The sequence below is a fragment of the Pusillimonas sp. genome (assembly GCF_035515275.1).
GTDB lineage: Bacteria > Pseudomonadota > Gammaproteobacteria > Burkholderiales > Burkholderiaceae_B > Pusillimonas.
In genome coordinates, this window is record NZ_DATJBQ010000074.1 from 22,544 (window position 1) to 40,523 (window position 17,980).

Consider the following 17,980-nt stretch of genomic DNA (forward strand, 5'->3'; position numbering starts at 1 on the left):
GTATAGTGATAAGCATGTCGGCGAAACTGCGTTCGCCGGCGTATTCCTTGTCAAGCACTTTATCCGGAAAGGAGCCCGCTCATGGTCAGCAAGCGTGTCGAAACCGATTCCATGGGAGCCATCGAAGTACCCTCTGATCGCTACTGGGGCGCCCAGACCCAACGCTCGATACAGAACTTTCCGATCGGCGTCTCGCGGTTCAAATGGCAACCATCGGTCATTCGCGCCTTGGGGATCCTCAAGCGTGCTGCGGCCGAAGCCAACACCGAGCTGGGCGAGCTTCCCGAAAACGTCGGTAAGCTTATTGTGCAGGCTGCCGACGAAGTCATCTCGGGCAAGCTTGACGACCATTTCCCTTTGGTGGTGTTTCAGACGGGTTCCGGCACGCAGTCGAACATGAACGCGAACGAGGTCATATCAAATCGGGCCATCGAGCTGGCCGGGGGTGCCATGGGCAGCAAATCTCCGGTTCACCCTAATGATCACGTCAACCGCGGCCAGTCCTCCAACGACACCTTTCCCACGGCCATGCATATTGCAGTGGCACAAGAGCTCGAACGCGATTTTTTCCCCGCCTTGCGCCAGCTTCATTCGACCCTGGCCGACAAGGCCCGCCAATTTAGCGGTGTCGTCAAGACCGGACGCACCCATTTGCAAGATGCCACGCCCGTAACCCTGGGGCAAGAGATCGGCGCCTGGGTCGAGCAGATTTCGTTCGGCCTGAAGGCGGTAGAAGCGACGCTGCCCGGCATCTACGACCTGGCCATCGGCGGCACGGCAGTGGGTACAGGGCTTAATGCCCATCCGCGCTTTGGCGATACCGCGGCAGCACATATTGCCCAGATTACGGGATTGCCGTTCAAGTCGGCCCAGAACAAATTTTTTGCGCTTTCGGCCCACGACGCCTTGGCCAATTTGTCGTCAGCTCTGCGCCTGCTGGCGGGTGGCCTGTTCAAAATGGCCAACGATGTCCGCTGGCTTGCCAGCGGTCCGCGTTGCGGCATAGGCGAACTGATCATTCCCGACAACGAGCCCGGCTCGTCAATCATGCCGGGTAAGGTCAACCCCACCCAATGCGAGGCGCTGACCATGGTGTGCGCGCAGGTGTTCGGTAACGATGCCGCGGTGGCGTTCTCGGCCACCCAGGGCAATTTTCAGCTTAATGTGTACAAGCCCGTTATGGTGCACAACGTGCTTGAAAGCATCTCGTTGCTGGCCGACGCCAGTCGGGCCTTCAACGACCATTGCGCTGTGGGCATCGAACCCAACACGGCCGTCATTGAAAGCAACCTGCAAAAAAACCTTATGCTGGTTACTGCGCTTAATCGCCATATCGGTTATGACAACGCGGCGGCCATTGCCAAAAAGGCACAAACCGAGGGTACGACGCTGCGCGAAGCCGCGCTTGCGTTGGGCCATGTAACCGCCGAACAGTACGAGCAATGGATCGTACCCATCGACATGACCCATAATTAGACACGGCGCTGTGCCCACTCTGGAGGCAGCCATGAAAGTGAAGGTAGATATTAAACGCGCCTACGAGGCGCCAAGCGGCCACGATGGTTTTCGCATTCTGGTCGATCGCATGTGGCCACGCGGAGTCAAGAAAGACGACCTGCCGTTCGACCTGTGGTGCAAGCAGCTTGCGCCCAGCCCCGCGCTTCGAAAATGGTTCGGCCACAAGCCCGAACGCTGGGAGCGTTTTCGTGCCGAATATCAAAAAGAACTGCATACTGCCGAGCAGGCTCAACGCCTGCGCGAGGTTTTGAAGCATGCTGATTCAAGCCACATCACCTTGCTGTATGGCGCACGCGACACCGAGCACAACCATGCGGTGATTCTTGCCGACGAAATTACCCGCACCGCCAGGCCCTTGCGCAAGCCGGCCGACAAGGCGGCAGTGTCCGCCTGACCGCCTGACCCCACACAAGCATTCGGGGGCCGCAGCTTCGTTCAATGAGACTATACTGACCTGTAGGCGTTCGCGGGGCGCCGACTACCGGAAAGCCGCATGTACCGATCCGCACAACCCGAAACTGCGCTCGCGCGTTGGCTGATTCTGTCATTCATGGCCATCGCCATGGCGATGTTGTTTGCCGGCGCAACCGCCTCTTATGCCAAGAGTCCCGTCGTCGAGTTGCAGCTCGACGGCGTAATCAGTCCGGCATCTTCCGACTTTGTCGTTCGCGGGCTTGAGCGCGCCGCCAAAGACCAGGCTCAGCTCGTCGTCATCACCCTGGACACCCCCGGTGGGCTTGATGCTTCAATGCGCAGCATCGTCAAAGCCATACTTGCCTCTCCTGTTCCGGTGGCAACGTATGTGGCCCCTTCGGGCGCACGCGCCGCCAGTGCGGGCACCTTCATTTTATACGCCAGCCACATCGCCGCCATGGCGCCGGCCAGCAATATCGGCGCCGCCACTCCGGTGCAAATTGGCGGCGCCCAGCCTGACAAAAAGAAACCCGACCAGGGCGACACCGAGCCTTTGGATGCATCAGGGCGTAAAGCACGCAATGACGCGGCCGCCTACATACGAAGCCTGGCTCAACTTCGCGATCGCAATCCTGAATTTGCTGAAAAGGCCGTGCTGGATGCCGCCAGCATGTCAGCGCAAGAAGCCCTGAACGGCAACGTCATCGACGTTGTTGCCAACGACCTGCCCGACCTGTTGCGCAAGGTGGACGGGCGCCGTATCACGCTCCAGAACGGCCTGACAGCAAATCTTCAGACAGCCGACGCCGCAGTCAAGCAGGTTCAGCCCGACTGGCGAACCAAACTGTTATTGCTTATTGCCAACCCGCAAGTGGCCGTTATTTTAATGATGATCGGCGTCTATGGCCTGTTCTACGAGGTCACCAGCCCGGGCCTTGCCGGGCCTGGTGTTGCAGGCCTTATTTGTCTGCTCTTGGCCTTTTATGCCTTTCAGTTGTTACCCGTAAACTGGGCTGGAGTAGGGCTGATCTTTTTGGGTTTAAGTCTGATGGTGGCCGAGGTGTTTTTGCCAAGCTTCGGTATTGCAGGGGCCGGGGGAGTGGCGGCGTTTGTGCTTGGCGGCATCTTTCTGACCGACGGCGACGTGCCTGGTTTCGAGCTGGGTCTGTCTTTTATTGTGGGCTCGGCGTTGTTCAGCGTTGCCTTGCTGCTGGTGATGGGGCGGGTTGCCTTGCGTTCGCACCGAAAGCCTGTGGTCAGTGGCGCCGAATACATGATAGGCCAGAAGGGCAGGGTCACCCACCTGAAAAGCGGCATCGCTTACGCCGAAATTCAAGGCGAACTCTGGCGAGTACGAAGCCACGCCCCACTGCAGCCGGGGCAACCGATACGGGTGGTCTCAATGGATGGACTGACACTCGACGTCGAGCTCATCGAACATGCCGGCAGCGTGCCGCCCGAATCCAATTCCTAACTCATCATTAAGGAAAGCACTTATGTACTTCATTGATTTCGACCTTAACTTTGGCCTGATCGTGCTGGCGATCGCCATCGTGATCATACTGGTCAATACACTAAAGATCCTGCGCGAGTATCAACGAGGTGTCATATTTACCCTGGGGCGATTTACGGGGGTCAAGGGCCCCGGCCTTATTATTGTCATTCCCGGGCTGCAGCAGATGGTACGCGTCGACCTTCGGGTGGTCACCATGGACGTTCCCAGCCAAGATGTTATTTCGCGCGACAACGTATCGGTCAGCGTCAACGCCGTTATTTACTTTAGGGTGGTGGCGCCCGACAAGGCCATTATCCAGGTTGAACGCTACCTGGACGCCACCAGCCAGTTGGCGCAAACCACTTTGCGCGCCGTACTGGGCAAGCACGATCTTGACGACATGCTTTCCGAGCGCGAAAAACTCAATCAAGACATTCAAGTCATACTCGATCAGCAAACAGACGGCTGGGGCATCAAGGTCACCAATGTTGAAATCAAGCATATCGACCTGAATGAAAGCATGATTCGAGCCATCGCCCGCCAGGCCGAGGCCGAACGCGAACGTCGCGCCAAGGTCATTCACGCCGAAGGCGAGAAACAGGCCGCACAGGCGCTGATGGAAGCCGCGCAAACGCTGGCCGAACAGCCCTCGGCCATGCAACTTCGCTATCTGCAAACGCTTACACAGGTGGCCGGTGACAAATCATCGACTTTAGTCTTTCCCGTGCCTGTCGATATGCTTGCCGGCTTTATCGATAAGGCCGGCAAGGGCTTTTCGCCCATCGTTCCGGCAACGCCGTCGCGGCCGACTCCACCGGCCACCGATCCCGATCTTCCGCGTCGTATCGACCCGGTGGCCTAGCCGGCGCAATGAACGCTTGAACCCGGAGCGGGCATGTTTAGTGTGCACACCCCAACTAAAAAACAAAAATTCAGAACAAGCAGTCTGGTGGGCGTCTTACTGTTGTTTTCGACCTTACTGCAAGGCCCGGTCAAGGCTGAAACCCAGATTTATCAAAGCCCGGCCGGGCCTCTTGAAGTCACCACGCTGCTAAAGGGGCTTGAGAATCCCTGGGCAATGGCCTTTTTACCTGACAACCAAGGGATGCTGATTACTGAAAGGCCGGGCCGGTTGCGGTTCTGGTCGCCGCCAAGCGGCTTGACCCCTGCACTCGAAGGCGTGCCGCAGGTTTTCGCCCAGGGCCAGGGAGGCTTGCTCGATGTGGTCCTGGCGCCCGATTTTTTGCAGTCGCGGCGCGTTTACTTATCGTACGCAGAAGGCTCGATACGCAACCCCCGCGAAGGGCCTGCGGGCACAGCAGTGGGATACGGGGTCTTGTCCGACGACAAGCGTCGGCTCCAGAACTTTCAAGTTATTTTCCGTCAACAGCCCAAGCTATCATCCGGCGTGCATTTCGGCTCCCGTCTGGTATTCGATGGTAAAGGCCACTTATACATCGCCCTGGGCGAAAACAACCAACGCCCCACGGCTCAGGATCTGGACAAATTGCAGGGCAAGCTGGTTCGCGTGAATGCCGACGGTAGCGTACCCCAAGACAACCCGTTTGTAGGCCGCGAAGGCGTTGCCCCCGAAATCTGGTCGTACGGTCACCGCAATCAGCAGGGTGCTGCGCTAAATCCGGCAACAGGAGTGGTATGGACCCATGAGCACGGCCCACGCGGCGGAGACGAAATAAATATTCCTCAGGCCGGTAAAAACTACGGCTGGCCGCTGGCGACCCACGGCATCAATTATTCCGGCCTCGCCATTCCTGAGGCCAAGGGCAAATCAGCTCCGGGTACCGAAGCGCCACACTATGTCTGGGAAAAATCACCCGCCATCAGCGGCATGGCATTTTATGATTCCGATCGATTCAAGCCTTGGGCCAACTCGCTTTTCATTGGTGCGTTGGTCGATAAATCGGTCATACGCCTAACACTTGAAGGCGATCGCATTGCAGGGGAAGAGCGCCTGCTCAAGGAGCTGGGGGCACGCATACGCGATGTGCGGCAAGGACCTGACGGCTATCTTTATGTGCTGACCGACGAACGCGACGGCCGCCTCTTGAAAGTAGGGCTGCAGCCCTGAAGACAAGCCCGACAAACTGAAAAGTGTCGGGCCTGCAATGCGCCTACTTGACCAAAGTAACCGGAATGTCGGTCAGGCTGAGCACCTTGGTGGCGACCGACCCCAACAACAAGCCCGAGATCCGGCCCAAGCCGCGGGTACCCATTACCAGATGATCGCAGCCGTGCTTCTGGGCATAGTCAACAATGCTTTCGGCAACTGAGCCCACCACCACTTCAAACTCTGCTTTCGCCGTCGACCGAGCCAGAAGCTCGCGTGCACCGACCAGGCACTTCTCGCCTTCTTCTTGGTAGTATTCGTCGAGAATCTCTGCCGATATAAAGCGCTTGACGTTGCCTGATGCAATGGGCGGCTGCACTGTGATGACACGCAGTGAAGTGCCGCTGCGCCCTTCGGTGATGGCCAGGGCTGCTTTCAGAGCGTTAAGCGATGATTCCGAACCGTCGATGGGAACAAGTACTGTATTCATGTGAAAGACACCTGATAAAAGCGATTGAATCCGCGTCAGCCGGCACGGATGAGGTTTCAAGCGCTTATCTTAAACCAAAGTATGTACTGCTTTGGGTGAGCACGCCGATTTAAAACGGCAGATGCACTTATGCAGCACTATGATCATCAACGCTTTCGTATAGTTTGCGCAGCAAATCGATGAGGGTGTCGCGCTCTTGCCTCGACAGTGCATGGGCAGCTTGCTCTTCAATCTGCAGCGCGGTGGCCTCAGCCTGCTCGCACAGGCTTTTACCGGCGGGCGTCAACGAAAACGACTGAATGCGGCCGTCGTGCGGGCTGCGACGACGCATAATCAGCTTGCGTGCCTGCAACCTTTCAAGCACCGGTGCCAGATTTGGCGGCGCTACCCCTATGCCTTGAGCAACCTGCTTTTGGCTGATGCCCGGGTTGACGCTAAGCAGGCTCAAGACGGCAAAGTCGGCCGGCCGCAATTTGAAAGATGCCATTCTTACGTCTGAGAAGGGCTGTACGCGAATGAAAGCACGGCGACAGTGATAGCCGAGCAGCTGCTGCATCAGCGGCGGCTTCAAGCCAGGCGCAGGCTGTTCGACCTGCGCCTGTGCGGCGGTAGTGGCTTGAGTTGCCAGTTCTGCCGAAGCCATTTCAGGATTCGGCGGTGGTTGCATTGAGTCGGGCCGCAAAATCGACATACCAGGCCATGCTTTCCGGGTTGGCCATGGCGTCGGGGCTGGCGACGTTCTGAACGCTTGCGCCCAGAAGCAGCTTGCGTACAGGCAGTTCCATTTTTTTGCCGCTGAGGGTGCGGGGAATCTGCCGCACGCCGATCACTTCGTTGGGCACATGGCGCGCCGACGCCTTGGTTCGTATTTGCTCTTTGATGCGCGCGATCAGCGCCTGGTCCAGTTCGACGCCTTCGGCGAGCACCACAAACAAGGGCATGTACGAAGGCCGGCCCAGGTACTCGAGGTCGACCACCATGCTGTCGCGCACTTCGGGCAGCTCTTCGACCACACGATAGATTTCGGCCGTGCCCATGCGTATGCCGTAACGATTGATGGTGGTGTCGGAACGACCATAAATAACGGCTGTACCTTCGGGACTGAAGCGTATCCAGTCGCCGTGGCGCCAATAGCCCGGAAAAGTTTCAAAGTAGCTTTCAAGATAACGCTTGTTGCCGGGGTCATTCCAGAAAAAAAGCGGCATCGAGGGCATGGGTTTGGTAATGACCAGTTCGCCAACCTCGTTGACCACAGGCCTTCCGTCGTCGGTGAACGAGTAGGCGGCAACCCCCAGTTCTCGGCATTGAATCTCGCCGGCCGTTACGGGTAGGTTCGGCGCACAGGCGACAAAGCCCGAGGCAATATCGGTACCGCCACTGATGGAGGCCAGCCATAAATCACGCTTGACGTGCTTGTAGACCCATTCGTAAGCATCAAGCGGCAAGGGGGAGCCGGTAGAGTTTATGGCCCGCAGCGCCTTGAAATCGCCTTCACGGGCGGGCTCAACGCCGTCTTTCTTGCACTGCACCAAGAACGCGGCGCCGCAACCAAAATGAGTGACTCCGTGGTCATTGATGAATTTCCACAACGAGCGCGCATCGGGATAGGTGGGGTTGCCGTCGTACAGGACCACGGTTGCTCCCGTCAACAGTCCGCCCACCATCAGGTTCCAGACTATCCAGCCGGTGCTGCCCAGGAACATGAAGCGGTCGCCGCTGCGCACGTCGTGTTGCAACTGCATGGTCTTGAGGTGAGTAAGCACAATACCACCGTGCCCATGCACCATGGCCTTGGGCATGCCGGTTGTGCCGGACGAATAGACAATCCAAAGCGGATGGTCGAAGGGCAGCCGCTCGTAGTGCAAGGGTGCAGGCTGTGAAAGGGCCTCGTGCCACGTTACATACCCGCGCCAGGCCGGAGTGGGGCCCTGGGCGGGGCCGCCCACATGGACGACATGCTCGATCGAAGGCAGCTCGGCAAGCAGTTCGGAAACGACCTGATCGCGTTCATGGACCTTGCCGTTATAGCGGTAGCTGTCTACAGCAAACATGACCTTGGGCTCGATCTGACGAAAGCGGTCGACCACCACCGACACACCCATTTCAGGCGAGCAACTTGACCATATCGCCCCAATGCTGGCGCAAGCCAGAAAAGCCACCACGGTTTCAGGCAGGTTGGGCATGTACGAAACGACGCGGTCGCCGGGCTCTACGCCCGCCTTGCGCAAGTATGCCGCCAGGGCGCCGGTCGCTTCCTGCAACGATTGCCAGGAAACCTCGCGCAAATCGCGGCCTTCGCTGCGTGCAAGCAGGGCCGGGCGGTTGGTGTCCGCGTTGCGGAACACATGTTCTGCGTAGTTGAGCTTTACGTCAGGAAACCATCGAGCCCCTGGCATGGCGGTATCGGCCAGCACCGTGCTTGGGTCGCCGTCGGCCTGAATATTGAAGAAGCGCCATACGGCAGACCAGAACTCGTCGAGCTCGTCGACCGACCATTGCCACAGCGCGGCGTAGTCATCAAAACTTTTGCCGTGCTCATCCTTCAGATACTGGGTGAAATGTGCCAGGCGGCTTTCGTTGATCTGCGGTGTTGTGGGTTGCCACAGTACTTCGCCTTGCTCAATGGTCATGCCAAACCCTCTCGATTTCGTTTGCGTAGAACAATTTACTTATGATACATAAGTAAATGGCTCGGCAATCACGCAAGACGACTAGGGATAACCATGTCTTCTGCTTAAAGAACACGCAGCGCTGTTACAAACTGCATTTCTTTTAACCATTGAACCGCAAAGGCTGACGCACACTACAGTTTGATGGCGTGACCAAGACTTATCAGCATAGTTATGCACAGACTTTGTGGATAATTCACAAAACGCTTCCGAAAAATTTGGCGATTCAGGGGCAGGCCTTGCCGATCATCGTTGGGGTCGCGCAGCAGCTCAGATGACAAAGGCGGCGTAGGCAATTAAGCCGGCTTCGCAAGTTTTTGCAAAACCGGCTGAACTGCCTACGCCGCCTGAACGGAAAAGCTTGCCTGATCACCGATCAGGTCGCCGGCACCGCCAAGATTAACTGGACGGCGCCTGTAAAGACTTAGCTGCTGAGCTTAAGTGGGCCTTTCATGACTGCCCAGTGACCCGGGAAGGAACAAAAAAACATGTACTCTTCGCCTTCTTTGAGCTTGCTGACGTCGAAGGTAACCGAGCTTTCTTGGCCGCCGCCGATCATGTCAGTATGCGCGATGACGCGATCGTCGCCAGCTTTAAGGTAGCCGTTGGCAGCGCCTGCAGCCATGCCGTCGGTGGCCGTGGCCTGCATGTCGGCCGATTTGGTCAGCACCCAGTTATGCCCCATGGCGGCGACCGGCAGCTTGCCCACGTGCTTCAGGTGCACCGTGTACTTTTCGCAGGATTTGTCGACTGTCATTTCTTTGAGGTTGAACTGCATAGCATCGTTGCCTTCGATGGTGGCTTCGCAGTTGGCGGCCATGGCCGGCAGGGCGGCAGCAGACAGAAGGGCGGCAAACGCAAATTTAGCAAACATATCAAGCTCCGTTTGAATGATGAACCAGCAAAATAAGATCGGCCTTGGCTTTAAATGCCAAAGCGGCGGCCGAGCCGTATGAGCTCATTCTACCCTTACTATGTCCTAAGGCCCTCGCGCCGTATCAAACACAATGTAAAAAACAATGTAAAAAGCCCGCCTTGAAGGCGGGCCAGACAAGACAGACTGGTCTTGTAGGCGCGCCATCCCGGCGCGCCCATGCCGTGTGTGTTCGGCTTATTGCTTTTTATTGAATGTTGTTATTGACTATTATTATTGACTGTTCTTAGTGTTTATTTGCCGACCTTTTCGAGGTCGATTAGGGCCCAGTCGCCGTCTTTGACGGTAATTAGGACTCGACCACGCGCGTCCATACCGAAGTGATCGGTAGGGGTCATGTTGTAAATGCCGTGGGTGGCCACAACCTCTTTTGCGCTTTCGATGGTGTCGCGCAGTGCAGCGCGGAATTCGGCTGTGCCCGGTTTACCTGCCTTAAGAGCCGAAGGGACTGCATTCTGGAACAACAGGAAGGCGTCATAGAACTGCGCGCCAAACGCCGAGAGCGAACCCTTGCCGTATTTGGCCTCGTAGCGCTCGGTGTAATCAAGGCCCAGTTTCTTGGAAGGGTGGCTGTCGGGCAACTGATGAGCCACTACGACCGGACCCACGGGCATGACGGTGCCCTCGACCGCCTTGCCACCGACACGAATGAACTCTTTGGTGGCGGTACCGTGGGTTTGATAGATCTGGCCCTTGAAGCCTCGATCTTGCAGCGTAACCTGAGGCAGAACTGACGGCGTGCCCGAAGCGACCACCAGCACGGCGTCAGGCTTGGCGGCGACGATCTTGACCGCTTGGCCGGTAACGCTGGTGTCGTTGCGATTGAAACGCTCGACGGCTGTAAGCTTGATGCCTGCGGCCTCGGTGGCTTTTTTCATGGCAGTAAGCCAGCTTTCACCGTAGGCATCGGTGTAGCCGATGAAGCCCAGGGTTTTGACCCCGGTTGCCTTCATGTGCGAGATCAGGCCGTCGGCCATGACGTCGTAATGCTGAGGCGCACGAAACACCCATTTGTTCTTGTCTTCAGGCAGCTCGACAGGCGCGACGGTAATCAGCGGGGTTTTGGACTCGTTGGCGATTTCGGCCATGGCTGCGCTGGGCGGTGTGGATGACGAGCCAAGGATGATGTCTACCTTGTCTTCAGCAACCAGCTTGCGTGCGTTACGGCCGGCCTGAGTGGCATCGGTGGCATCATCAAGGACGATGTAATTGACCTTCTCGCCTTCGATCGTGGTGGGCAGCAAGGGCACCGTGTTTCGTTCAGGAATACCCAGGGCCGCTGCGGGCCCTGTCGTGGACAACGAAATGCCCACGTTAATGTCTGCTTGCGCCGGTACGGCAAAGATAGCCAGCGAGCCGGCGGTCAGGGCTGCCGCGAACGTCAGTTTACGAGTCATGCTTCCTCCAGAGGTGCGTCTTATTTTTGTTGCAATGGTTCTGATTCACGCCAAATAGTTCAGGCGCCAGAAGCGACTCTACGCGCCTGCCCATCACCGGTCAAGACGTTTCGTTACAAATTGGGGTTAACCATTCCTGGGGGGGGAGTAAAGAAGGGTTGTTACTGGTGCATGCCGGGCGCAGACGCTACTCATGACATGCAGGCCGGCACAACCAGCAATGGCAAGCCCGTAAGTACTACCGCTCCTGCTGCGAAAAGGTCCAGCAAAAAGGTCAGCCGCCATGAAAATCGAGACTGATGGCCCCCCTTGGCGCCAACCGCCCGCCGACACCGTTGACTGCGCACAGCCAGCACGATGGTTATGGCCAGCAGTGCCAGCCACAATACGACCAGCCCTGCGCTGACCGCCGCAGTATCCGCCTGTGTGGGAGCGTGCAAACAAGCTACTGCATGGCCTACATATAACAGCAGGAATGCAATCGCCCACACGATGAATCCCGCGATGACCCGCCACAGCGTGGGGCCCGTCTGGTAGGCCGGCTCGCCGGGGCCAAAAACGCGTTTCATGTCGAACCACCCAAAGAAAGCATGAGCACGGTCAGCCCAAGGCCGCTTAGTCCGGTAAAGGCCACCCATAACGACTGCACGCGCAACTCTTCACCACCCACGGCATTTTTGTGCACCACGCCTCGCGCCATCGCATACAGGGACATGATCAGGCTCACCCCTAAATGAATGCTCATGTAGACAAGAACGACGAGCATCAGGGCGGTATAAGCGTGTTGGCTCGGCGAGCCGAGCCGCGCAATCAAGACACCGACGACCACGAGCGCTGCAACCGCGCATGCAAGACGCGCTGCCTGCCACATGATCAGCGCTGTTCTTTTCGACGCCACAACAGCCGTGAGGCATAAGCCGATCAACGCTGCCACCAACACCCCATGCGCAAGCGCGTCAAAACCCAGCCGCTCGGGTGGGGGCCAGTGAGGTGCGTACAGGCTCAGGAACAGGCAGCCGAACATCAGGGAGCCGAGCAGGGCGGCATCGGCTGCCAATGAACAAGCCATGCCCCACCATCCCGGAGAGCCGCTTGCCGCCCAATGGCCCGGCAGATCGACGCCCGGCTCGGCATCTACTCGGGCCGGGAACCCTTTCGGCGCCAGCTGCCACACCCACACCACAAACAGCGATACGGTAACGAAGGCGGCGACCATCGCCAGCGCATAGGTCTTAAATAGCAGGGACAAGAAAAACACGCCCGTTGCCAGGCCCCCATACAAGGGTACCCAGGTGGGCCCCGGCAGATGGATGACGCTACGAGGATCACCTGTCAATACATCGACGCTCAAGGTCTGGCGCGTGGGCGGCGGGTAAGTGGCCAGCCAGCCTTCGCCCCGCCTAATCTGAGCGCTGATTTGGGGCGTGTCCCAAACGGGGTAGCGGCTGTTGACTTCGGGGATACTTATAAAGTTGTAAGAGGGCGGCGGCATGGACAGGGTCCATTCCAGCGTGCCCGCCTGCCAGGGATTCCGGCGCGCCAAATTGCCTTTGCGTGCATGCAGCACAATATCCAGTAAAAACATGCCAAAGCCAATCGCCTGTACGAATCCACCCACACTGCTCAGCAGGTTCAACAGGTCCCACCCCAGCTCTTCTGAATACGTAAAAATGCGCCGCGGCATGCCCAGCAGGCCGGTCAGGTGCATGGGCAGAAAAGTAAGATTGAACCCAATGAAAACAAACCAGAAGCCTGCCGCCCCCATCCGGGCCGCGGGCATTCTTCCGCTAAGCAGGGGCATCCAGTAGTAGGCGGCCGCCATCAACGGAAACACCGCCCCGCCTATTAATACATAGTGCATGTGCGCGACCACAAAATGCGTGTCATGCACTTGAACATTGAACGGAATCAGGGCCACCATCACACCCGTCAGCCCGCCCAGGACAAAAATAAACAGGAAACCGCCCAGATAAAGCATGGGCAAACGCAAGCGCACCTGCCCGTTCCACAGCGTAGCGATCCATGAAAAAAACTGTATGGCTGTGGGAATGGCGACCAGCATGCTGGCCGCAGAAAAGAACGCCAGGCTTAACTGGGGAATACCGACCGTGAACATATGGTGAACCCACAGGCCGAAACTCAGGAAACCCATGGCCACCACGCTGTTTATCACCCAGACATGACCCACCAGCGGATGCCGCGCAAACGTGGGGATCATGGTCGACACCAGGCCGGCGGCCGGCAGAAAAATAATATAGACCTCGGGGTGGCCGAACATCCAGAACAAGTGTTGCCACAGCAAGTTGTCGCCACCCAGATCGACGGTAAAAAAAGGCAGGCCAAAGGCGCGCTCAAGCTCGAGCAATATGCTGCCAAGTATCAGTGGGGGAAAGCCCACCAGTATCATGCCGGCGGTAATCAGCATGTACCAGGCAAAGATGGGCATGCGTGCCAGGCTCATTCCGGGCGCGCGCATTTTGAGGATGGTCGCGATCAGCTCCACCGCCCCACACAACGCCGAAATCTCGGCAAAGGTGATGCCTATCAGCCAGATATCGCTATTGATGCCCGGGGTGTACCGGCTGCCCGCCAACGGTGTGTACATGAACCATCCGCCCGAAGGGGCCAGACCCAGCGCCATGCCCCCCAACAAAATACAGCCACCGAACAAGTAGCACCACCAGGCATAAGCCCCTAGGCGCGGAAACGCCAGATCGCGCGAACCCAGCATCTTGGGAAGCAGATAAAATGCAAATCCTTCAAGCATGGGGATGGCGAACATGAACATCATCAGCGTGCCATGCATGGTAAAGATCTGGCTGTAGAGCTCGCTATCCAGGAATCCACTGTGCGACGTGGCCAATTGCGCCCGTATCAGCATGGCCAGCACGCCGCCGACCAGAAAAAAACAGAGCGCGGCCACCATGAAGCGCCGCCCCATGGCCGTATGGTTGACGGCCGACAAGCTGCGCCATCCCGGGGGAGAGCGCCAGTGCGCATCCAGGGCCCGATGCCGGGCGTCGGTATCGGGGCTGTCATTCATGGTGTTTGATCCTGGTCTGTGGGCAATGCCGCCAGCACCTGCTCAAGGTCGTCGGGCTCGTGCGCAATCAGCTGGAAACGCATGGCGGCATGGCCGGCACCGCAATACTCGGCACACTGGCCTTCGTAGGTCCCGGGCTGATCAGCGGTATACACCAGCCGGTTCACGCGACCGGGAATGGCGTCCATTTTCCCGCCCAGCCTGGGCACCCAAAAGCTGTGAATCACATCGACGGCACGCAGCTCGATCAAGGTAGGGATTCCGGCCGGAATATGTATGACGTTTGTCGAGCGCTTCGTTCGATCGGGGGCATCGGGGTAGGCCGCTTCCCATCGCCATTGCCTGGCGGTAACCTGCACATGGTATTGCGGCTCGGGCACTTCGGGGCCCGACAGATGGGCGTACACCAGCAGCGCAGCAATGACACCTGCCGGAAACAGCACACCGCCGCCCAACAGCAGCCACCGGGCATGAGCAGGGCTCCCCCCCGAGCGGGCCCGAACGGCCACGAGCACCAGCGCAAGCATGAACAGCACGATCACCAGGCTGCCCCACGCCATCGCGTACCACACGGTTGCGACATGAGCGGCTTGCGCGGTACCGGGGTTCAGTGTGGACAATGGCGTCGGGCCGCAACCGGCCACCAGCAACAGGCTTCCCGCGGCCGGCGGCGAGACCCACCGACGAAGGCACGCCACTTGCTTGCCCCGCCAAGCCCGTTCACCCGTCCATACTGAAAGAGCTCGCCCAATGATGCGATTTCGGCTGCGCAAGCCTGAGAAGAAACAATCCCAAACGGCGGTTGCCCTGGGCAGCCACCCCATCCACCCCATGGTGGTGCCGTTTCCGATTGCATTCCTAATAAGCGCCCTGGCATGCGACGCGGCCTTTTTATTTACGTTCGATGCTTTCTGGGCCCGGCTCTCACTTTGGCTATTGGGCGCGGGCACCTTCATGGGAATCGTGGCGGGGCTGATCGGCGCGGCCGAGCTATTGATAATCCGTTCAATAAGGCGCCGCGCGGCCGCCTGGAGCCATTTCGTTGTGGCCGTGATGCTGTTGTCGGTCGCCTTTCTTAATTGGTTCATGCGCTTGCCCGACCCGGTCGCCGCCATCTATCCGTGGGGTTTGAGTCTATCCACGCTAGGTTTGCTGCTGGTGTCGGTGGCCGGTTGGCTGGGTGGCAAGCTGGTGTTTGAGGAACGGGTAGGCGTAAAAGAGGCTTGACGGCGACAGACGGAACGGCGAGCGAGAATCGGATCGCCGGCTTGGCCAGTACCAGCCACAGCACACACGGAAACAGAATAATCGGCAGGCCAATGCGCGCCAGGCGCGACACAGCATTGGCGCGCTCGGCGCGATGGCTTTGCTTTGCAAGAATGATTCCGCATCGGGCATGGATCACCGCGAGCGCCGCAACAAACAACAACTTCACCGCAAACCACGGGGCCGTCACATCGCGCAAGGGGATCAGGGCGGTGCCGCTGACAATGGCTGCAATGGCAAAAGGCGAGGCGACCCATAAGTAGATTCGGCGCACCATGCCGTGCAGGCGCAGATATGCGGGGTTGGACAAGCGCGGGCTGTGCCCAGCCATGAGTATCGGCAGGTAGATCAGAGACGCACTCCAGAAAATAACTGCGACGATGTGCAAGCCTTTGACCCAGGCCATCCGACCTCCAATTAACCAAACTTATGCGTACCTGTCTGAGTCGCCGCAGGCAAGCCTCATGCCCACCGTTTTTCCGAAACGGGTTCAAGCCGGCCTCGGCCTATCAGACGTTTTTCCTATTGCATTTTTTTCTTGCAGTTCAGCTTAGATCTGTTACGCTTTTTCGGAATTTGAGAGATTCCCTCGATACAGCCGTTACCGTGTTGTCGCTCTGCACCGGAGAATAAAATTGAATAAAGCAGTCTCAGCCACACTCGCGGCCGGCATCGCCGCGCTTGCGCTTACCGCGTGCGGGGGCTCATCGTCCGATACCGCCCAAGGACCGAATATATTGTTCGTCATCATGGACGACGTCGGTATCGACCAGATGAAGGTGTTTGGCTATGGAGGCGCCGTAGGTCCGGACATGCGAAACATCGACACCGTCGCCCGGGCGGGGGTGCGTTTCCGCAACACCTGGTCAATGCCCGAGTGCTCGCCGGGGCGTGCCTCATTTTTTGTAGGTCGCTTCCCCCATCGTACCGGCATTCATCAGGCAATCGGGCCTCAGGACCTGGCCAATTCGCAGCTGTCGCCGTTCGATGCCACCACACCCAAAGTGCTGAAGCAGGCCGGCTACGAAAGCGCCATGTTTGGTAAGTTTCACCTGGCCGGCCCCGAAAACAACCAGGCAGGCAACCTTACGCCCAGCGTGTTGGGTTGGGACCACTTCTATGGCTGGGTGGGCGGGCTGCCCGGCTCCATCGACAAAACGGCCGGGGGGGTGGATGCTGCCGGACTCTCCAGCTGCGGGTTTACGACGGGCACAGCCACAGTGGGAGACCGTGGCGCCTGTTATCAGCCTGACGGCAGTTGCAGCGTCATTACGCGCAACTCGCTCCAGGATGATGCGCCGGGCCTGCAGTGCCTGGACTCCGGGGGCATTCTGGTCCCGAGTGCAAGCTGCGTTTCGCCTACCCCCGCTTTGGCATTCAACCGCGAAAACGCCTACTACGTGTCGCCGCTGGTCATCATCAACAACGGCCAGCTTGAAGAAGTGCCGCTGACCGACTCGCGAGCCCGGGGCTATCGAACCACCATAGAAACCGACGCAGCCATTGAATGGATCAACTCGCGCCCCGCCGATAAGCCCTGGATGGCGACCGTCAGCTACAGCGCTGCCCACACCCCATGGCAGCAACCACCTAAAAGGCTGCTGCAGGGCGATGTTGGTCCACTTGATAAGTTGAGCTGCACCGACGACGGCGCGCTAAGTCCAATCGGCGTCCGGGTTATTCAGGACCGCATGACCGAAGCACTGGACACCGAATTCGGCCGCTTGCTGGTCGAAACGAAAATGGCCACGTACAACAGTGACGGCAGCCTGAATTACGATCCCAAGGCATCAAACACCGTCATTGTCATCGTCGGCGACAACGGTTCGCTGGCCACCGCCGTAAAACTGCCCTTTGACCCATCGCGGGCCAAGGGTAGCGCCTATCAGACAGGGGTTTGGGACCCTCTGATCATTGCCGGTCCCCAAGTGGTTCAGCCTGATCGCGAAGTCGACCACATGGTCAATATGGTTGATTTGTTCCAGTTCTTCGGCGAGGTGGCCGGTATCGATGTGCACCAGGCGGTGCCACGCACTGTGGATTCTGTTGGCATCCAGCCCTACCTGACCAACCCGGGTCAAGGCAGCCTGCGCACCATCAACTTCACCATGGGCGGCTTGAACCTGCAGGCCAACGGCGGTCGCAACGGGCCCTGCGTCATTGATACGGCCTGCACCGTCATACCTACGTCGCAGAGCGTGTGTGAAGACAACCTGGGCGTATGGTGGGGGGCCGGCTATACCGATAGCTCGGTCATCAAGAATGGCGGGGCCGGTTACAAGAGCTGCGCCGACGTCAATGAAGCGCGTTACAACGCCAGTCCGCGTCAGGACAAGTTAAATCTCATTCCGGAGTCTTCGGTAGCGGTGCGCAACGAGCGCTATAAGCTGGTGCGCAACGTCAGCGAACACTACGTGGACGGAAAATTCGTCACGCTGAAAACCGAAGAATTGTTCGAGGTCAATCAAGCTGTGCCTACACCATTGCTCGATAAAGACAAAACAAATTTGGATTGGACGACGAACGCGCAGATTAAAGCCGTGTACGACGACCTTAGCCAGAAGCTCGACCGCATCCTGGCCTCGAACCCCGAATGCCCCGGCGACGGCAACATGGACGGCGTAGTCGACTCGCAAGACCTTGATCATTGGGCTCGCATCGCCCGCGACTGGGGCTTGTCAAGCGT

General features: G+C 58.3%; 15 protein-coding genes and 1 pseudogene. 7 read left to right on the top strand and 9 right to left on the bottom strand.

Translation table 11 applies throughout. The annotated features are described in order from the left end of the window. The first annotated feature begins 81 nt into the window (after positions 1-81). The 5 genes from fumC to VL003_RS05655 all read left to right on the top strand — a co-directional run bounded on the left by fumC (position 82) and on the right by VL003_RS05655 (position 5,516). Positions 82-1,476: a class II fumarate hydratase gene (gene fumC / locus VL003_RS05635; protein WP_325440431.1), complete on the top strand. Its 1,395-nt coding sequence runs from the start codon at positions 82-84 to the stop codon at positions 1,474-1,476. Positions 1,477-1,507: 31 nt separating this feature from the next. Further along, positions 1,508-1,912, top strand: coding sequence for a DUF488 domain-containing protein (locus VL003_RS05640; protein WP_325440433.1), 405 nt, complete (start codon positions 1,508-1,510; stop codon positions 1,910-1,912). 99 nt (positions 1,913-2,011) lie between these two features. Next, entirely contained in the window at positions 2,012-3,406 is a 1,395-nt protein-coding gene (locus VL003_RS05645; RefSeq protein WP_325440435.1) for an NfeD family protein, read from the top strand. Positions 3,407-3,428: 22 nt separating this feature from the next. Next, positions 3,429-4,289 carry a slipin family protein gene (locus VL003_RS05650; protein ID WP_325440437.1) on the top strand — a complete coding sequence of 287 codons (861 nt, stop codon included), beginning with the start codon at positions 3,429-3,431 and terminating at the stop codon, positions 4,287-4,289. A gap of 33 nt (positions 4,290-4,322) precedes the next feature. Continuing rightward, the gene (locus tag VL003_RS05655) at positions 4,323-5,516 is read left to right on the top strand and encodes a PQQ-dependent sugar dehydrogenase (protein ID WP_325440439.1); all 1,194 of its coding nucleotides are present in this window, start codon (positions 4,323-4,325) and stop codon (positions 5,514-5,516) included. Between the two features lie 43 nt (positions 5,517-5,559). On the opposite strand, the gene VL003_RS05660 is transcribed toward VL003_RS05655, so the two are convergent. From VL003_RS05660 to VL003_RS05695, 8 genes are all read right to left on the bottom strand, one after another. Next, positions 5,560-5,985, bottom strand: coding sequence for a universal stress protein (locus VL003_RS05660; RefSeq protein ID WP_325440441.1), 426 nt, complete (start codon positions 5,983-5,985; stop codon positions 5,560-5,562). 127 nt (positions 5,986-6,112) lie between these two features. Next, positions 6,113-6,628, bottom strand: coding sequence for a MarR family winged helix-turn-helix transcriptional regulator (locus VL003_RS05665; protein ID WP_325440443.1), 516 nt, complete (start codon positions 6,626-6,628; stop codon positions 6,113-6,115). A gap of 1 nt (position 6,629) precedes the next feature. Beyond that, a complete protein-coding gene (locus VL003_RS05670) occupies positions 6,630-8,615 on the bottom strand; it encodes an acetoacetate--CoA ligase (protein ID WP_325440445.1) in 1,986 nt (661 codons plus the stop codon). Between the two features lie 463 nt (positions 8,616-9,078). Beyond that, positions 9,079-9,528, bottom strand: a complete 450-nt coding sequence (azu, locus tag VL003_RS05675; protein ID WP_325440447.1) for an azurin — start codon at positions 9,526-9,528, stop codon at positions 9,079-9,081. 293 nt (positions 9,529-9,821) lie between these two features. After that, positions 9,822-10,985, bottom strand: coding sequence for an ABC transporter substrate-binding protein (locus VL003_RS05680; protein ID WP_325440449.1), 1,164 nt, complete (start codon positions 10,983-10,985; stop codon positions 9,822-9,824). Between the two features lie 191 nt (positions 10,986-11,176). Then, complete coding sequence (locus VL003_RS05685; RefSeq protein WP_325440451.1) at positions 11,177-11,554, bottom strand: hypothetical protein; 378 nt, start codon at positions 11,552-11,554, stop codon at positions 11,177-11,179. Then, complete coding sequence (gene ctaD / locus VL003_RS05690; RefSeq protein WP_325440453.1) at positions 11,551-14,028, bottom strand: cytochrome c oxidase subunit I; 2,478 nt, start codon at positions 14,026-14,028, stop codon at positions 11,551-11,553. The genes VL003_RS05685 and ctaD overlap by 4 nt, the downstream gene beginning before the upstream one ends. Further along, positions 14,025-14,726 (bottom strand): cytochrome c oxidase subunit II, encoded by a 702-nt coding sequence (locus VL003_RS05695; RefSeq protein ID WP_325440455.1) that lies wholly within the window; start codon positions 14,724-14,726, stop codon positions 14,025-14,027. Before VL003_RS05695 ends, ctaD begins: the two co-directional genes overlap by 4 nt. A 52-nt stretch (positions 14,727-14,778) precedes the next feature. Between VL003_RS05695 and VL003_RS05700 the strand changes: the two genes are divergently transcribed. Beyond that, the gene (locus tag VL003_RS05700; RefSeq protein WP_325440457.1) at positions 14,779-15,255 is read left to right on the top strand and encodes a DUF2231 domain-containing protein; all 477 of its coding nucleotides are present in this window, start codon (positions 14,779-14,781) and stop codon (positions 15,253-15,255) included. Positions 15,256-15,304: 49 nt separating this feature from the next. Here VL003_RS05700 and VL003_RS13450 read toward each other — a convergent pair. After that, positions 15,305-15,700, bottom strand: a pseudogene (locus VL003_RS13450) (CopD family protein); the annotation flags it as partial. Positions 15,701-15,929: 229 nt separating this feature from the next. Between VL003_RS13450 and VL003_RS05705 the strand changes: the two are divergent. Further along, on the top strand, positions 15,930-17,980 hold a 2,051-nt coding region (locus tag VL003_RS05705), incomplete at its 3' end, for a sulfatase-like hydrolase/transferase (RefSeq protein ID WP_325440459.1).

Coding starts and splice junctions, on each gene's coding strand:
- fumC (WP_325440431.1), top strand. CDS start 82: ATGGTCAGCAAGCGTGTCGAAACCGATTCCATGGGAGCCATCGAAGTA.
- VL003_RS05640 (WP_325440433.1), top strand. CDS start 1,508: ATGAAAGTGAAGGTAGATATTAAACGCGCCTACGAGGCGCCAAGCGGC.
- VL003_RS05645 (WP_325440435.1), top strand. CDS start 2,012: ATGTACCGATCCGCACAACCCGAAACTGCGCTCGCGCGTTGGCTGATT.
- VL003_RS05650 (WP_325440437.1), top strand. CDS start 3,429: ATGTACTTCATTGATTTCGACCTTAACTTTGGCCTGATCGTGCTGGCG.
- VL003_RS05655 (WP_325440439.1), top strand. CDS start 4,323: ATGTTTAGTGTGCACACCCCAACTAAAAAACAAAAATTCAGAACAAGC.
- VL003_RS05660 (WP_325440441.1), bottom strand. CDS start 5,985: ATGAATACAGTACTTGTTCCCATCGACGGTTCGGAATCATCGCTTAAC.
- VL003_RS05665 (WP_325440443.1), bottom strand. CDS start 6,628: ATGGCTTCGGCAGAACTGGCAACTCAAGCCACTACCGCCGCACAGGCG.
- VL003_RS05670 (WP_325440445.1), bottom strand. CDS start 8,615: ATGACCATTGAGCAAGGCGAAGTACTGTGGCAACCCACAACACCGCAG.
- azu (WP_325440447.1), bottom strand. CDS start 9,528: ATGTTTGCTAAATTTGCGTTTGCCGCCCTTCTGTCTGCTGCCGCCCTG.
- VL003_RS05680 (WP_325440449.1), bottom strand. CDS start 10,985: ATGACTCGTAAACTGACGTTCGCGGCAGCCCTGACCGCCGGCTCGCTG.
- VL003_RS05685 (WP_325440451.1), bottom strand. CDS start 11,554: ATGAAACGCGTTTTTGGCCCCGGCGAGCCGGCCTACCAGACGGGCCCC.
- ctaD (WP_325440453.1), bottom strand. CDS start 14,028: ATGAATGACAGCCCCGATACCGACGCCCGGCATCGGGCCCTGGATGCG.
- VL003_RS05700 (WP_325440457.1), top strand. CDS start 14,779: ATGATGCGATTTCGGCTGCGCAAGCCTGAGAAGAAACAATCCCAAACG.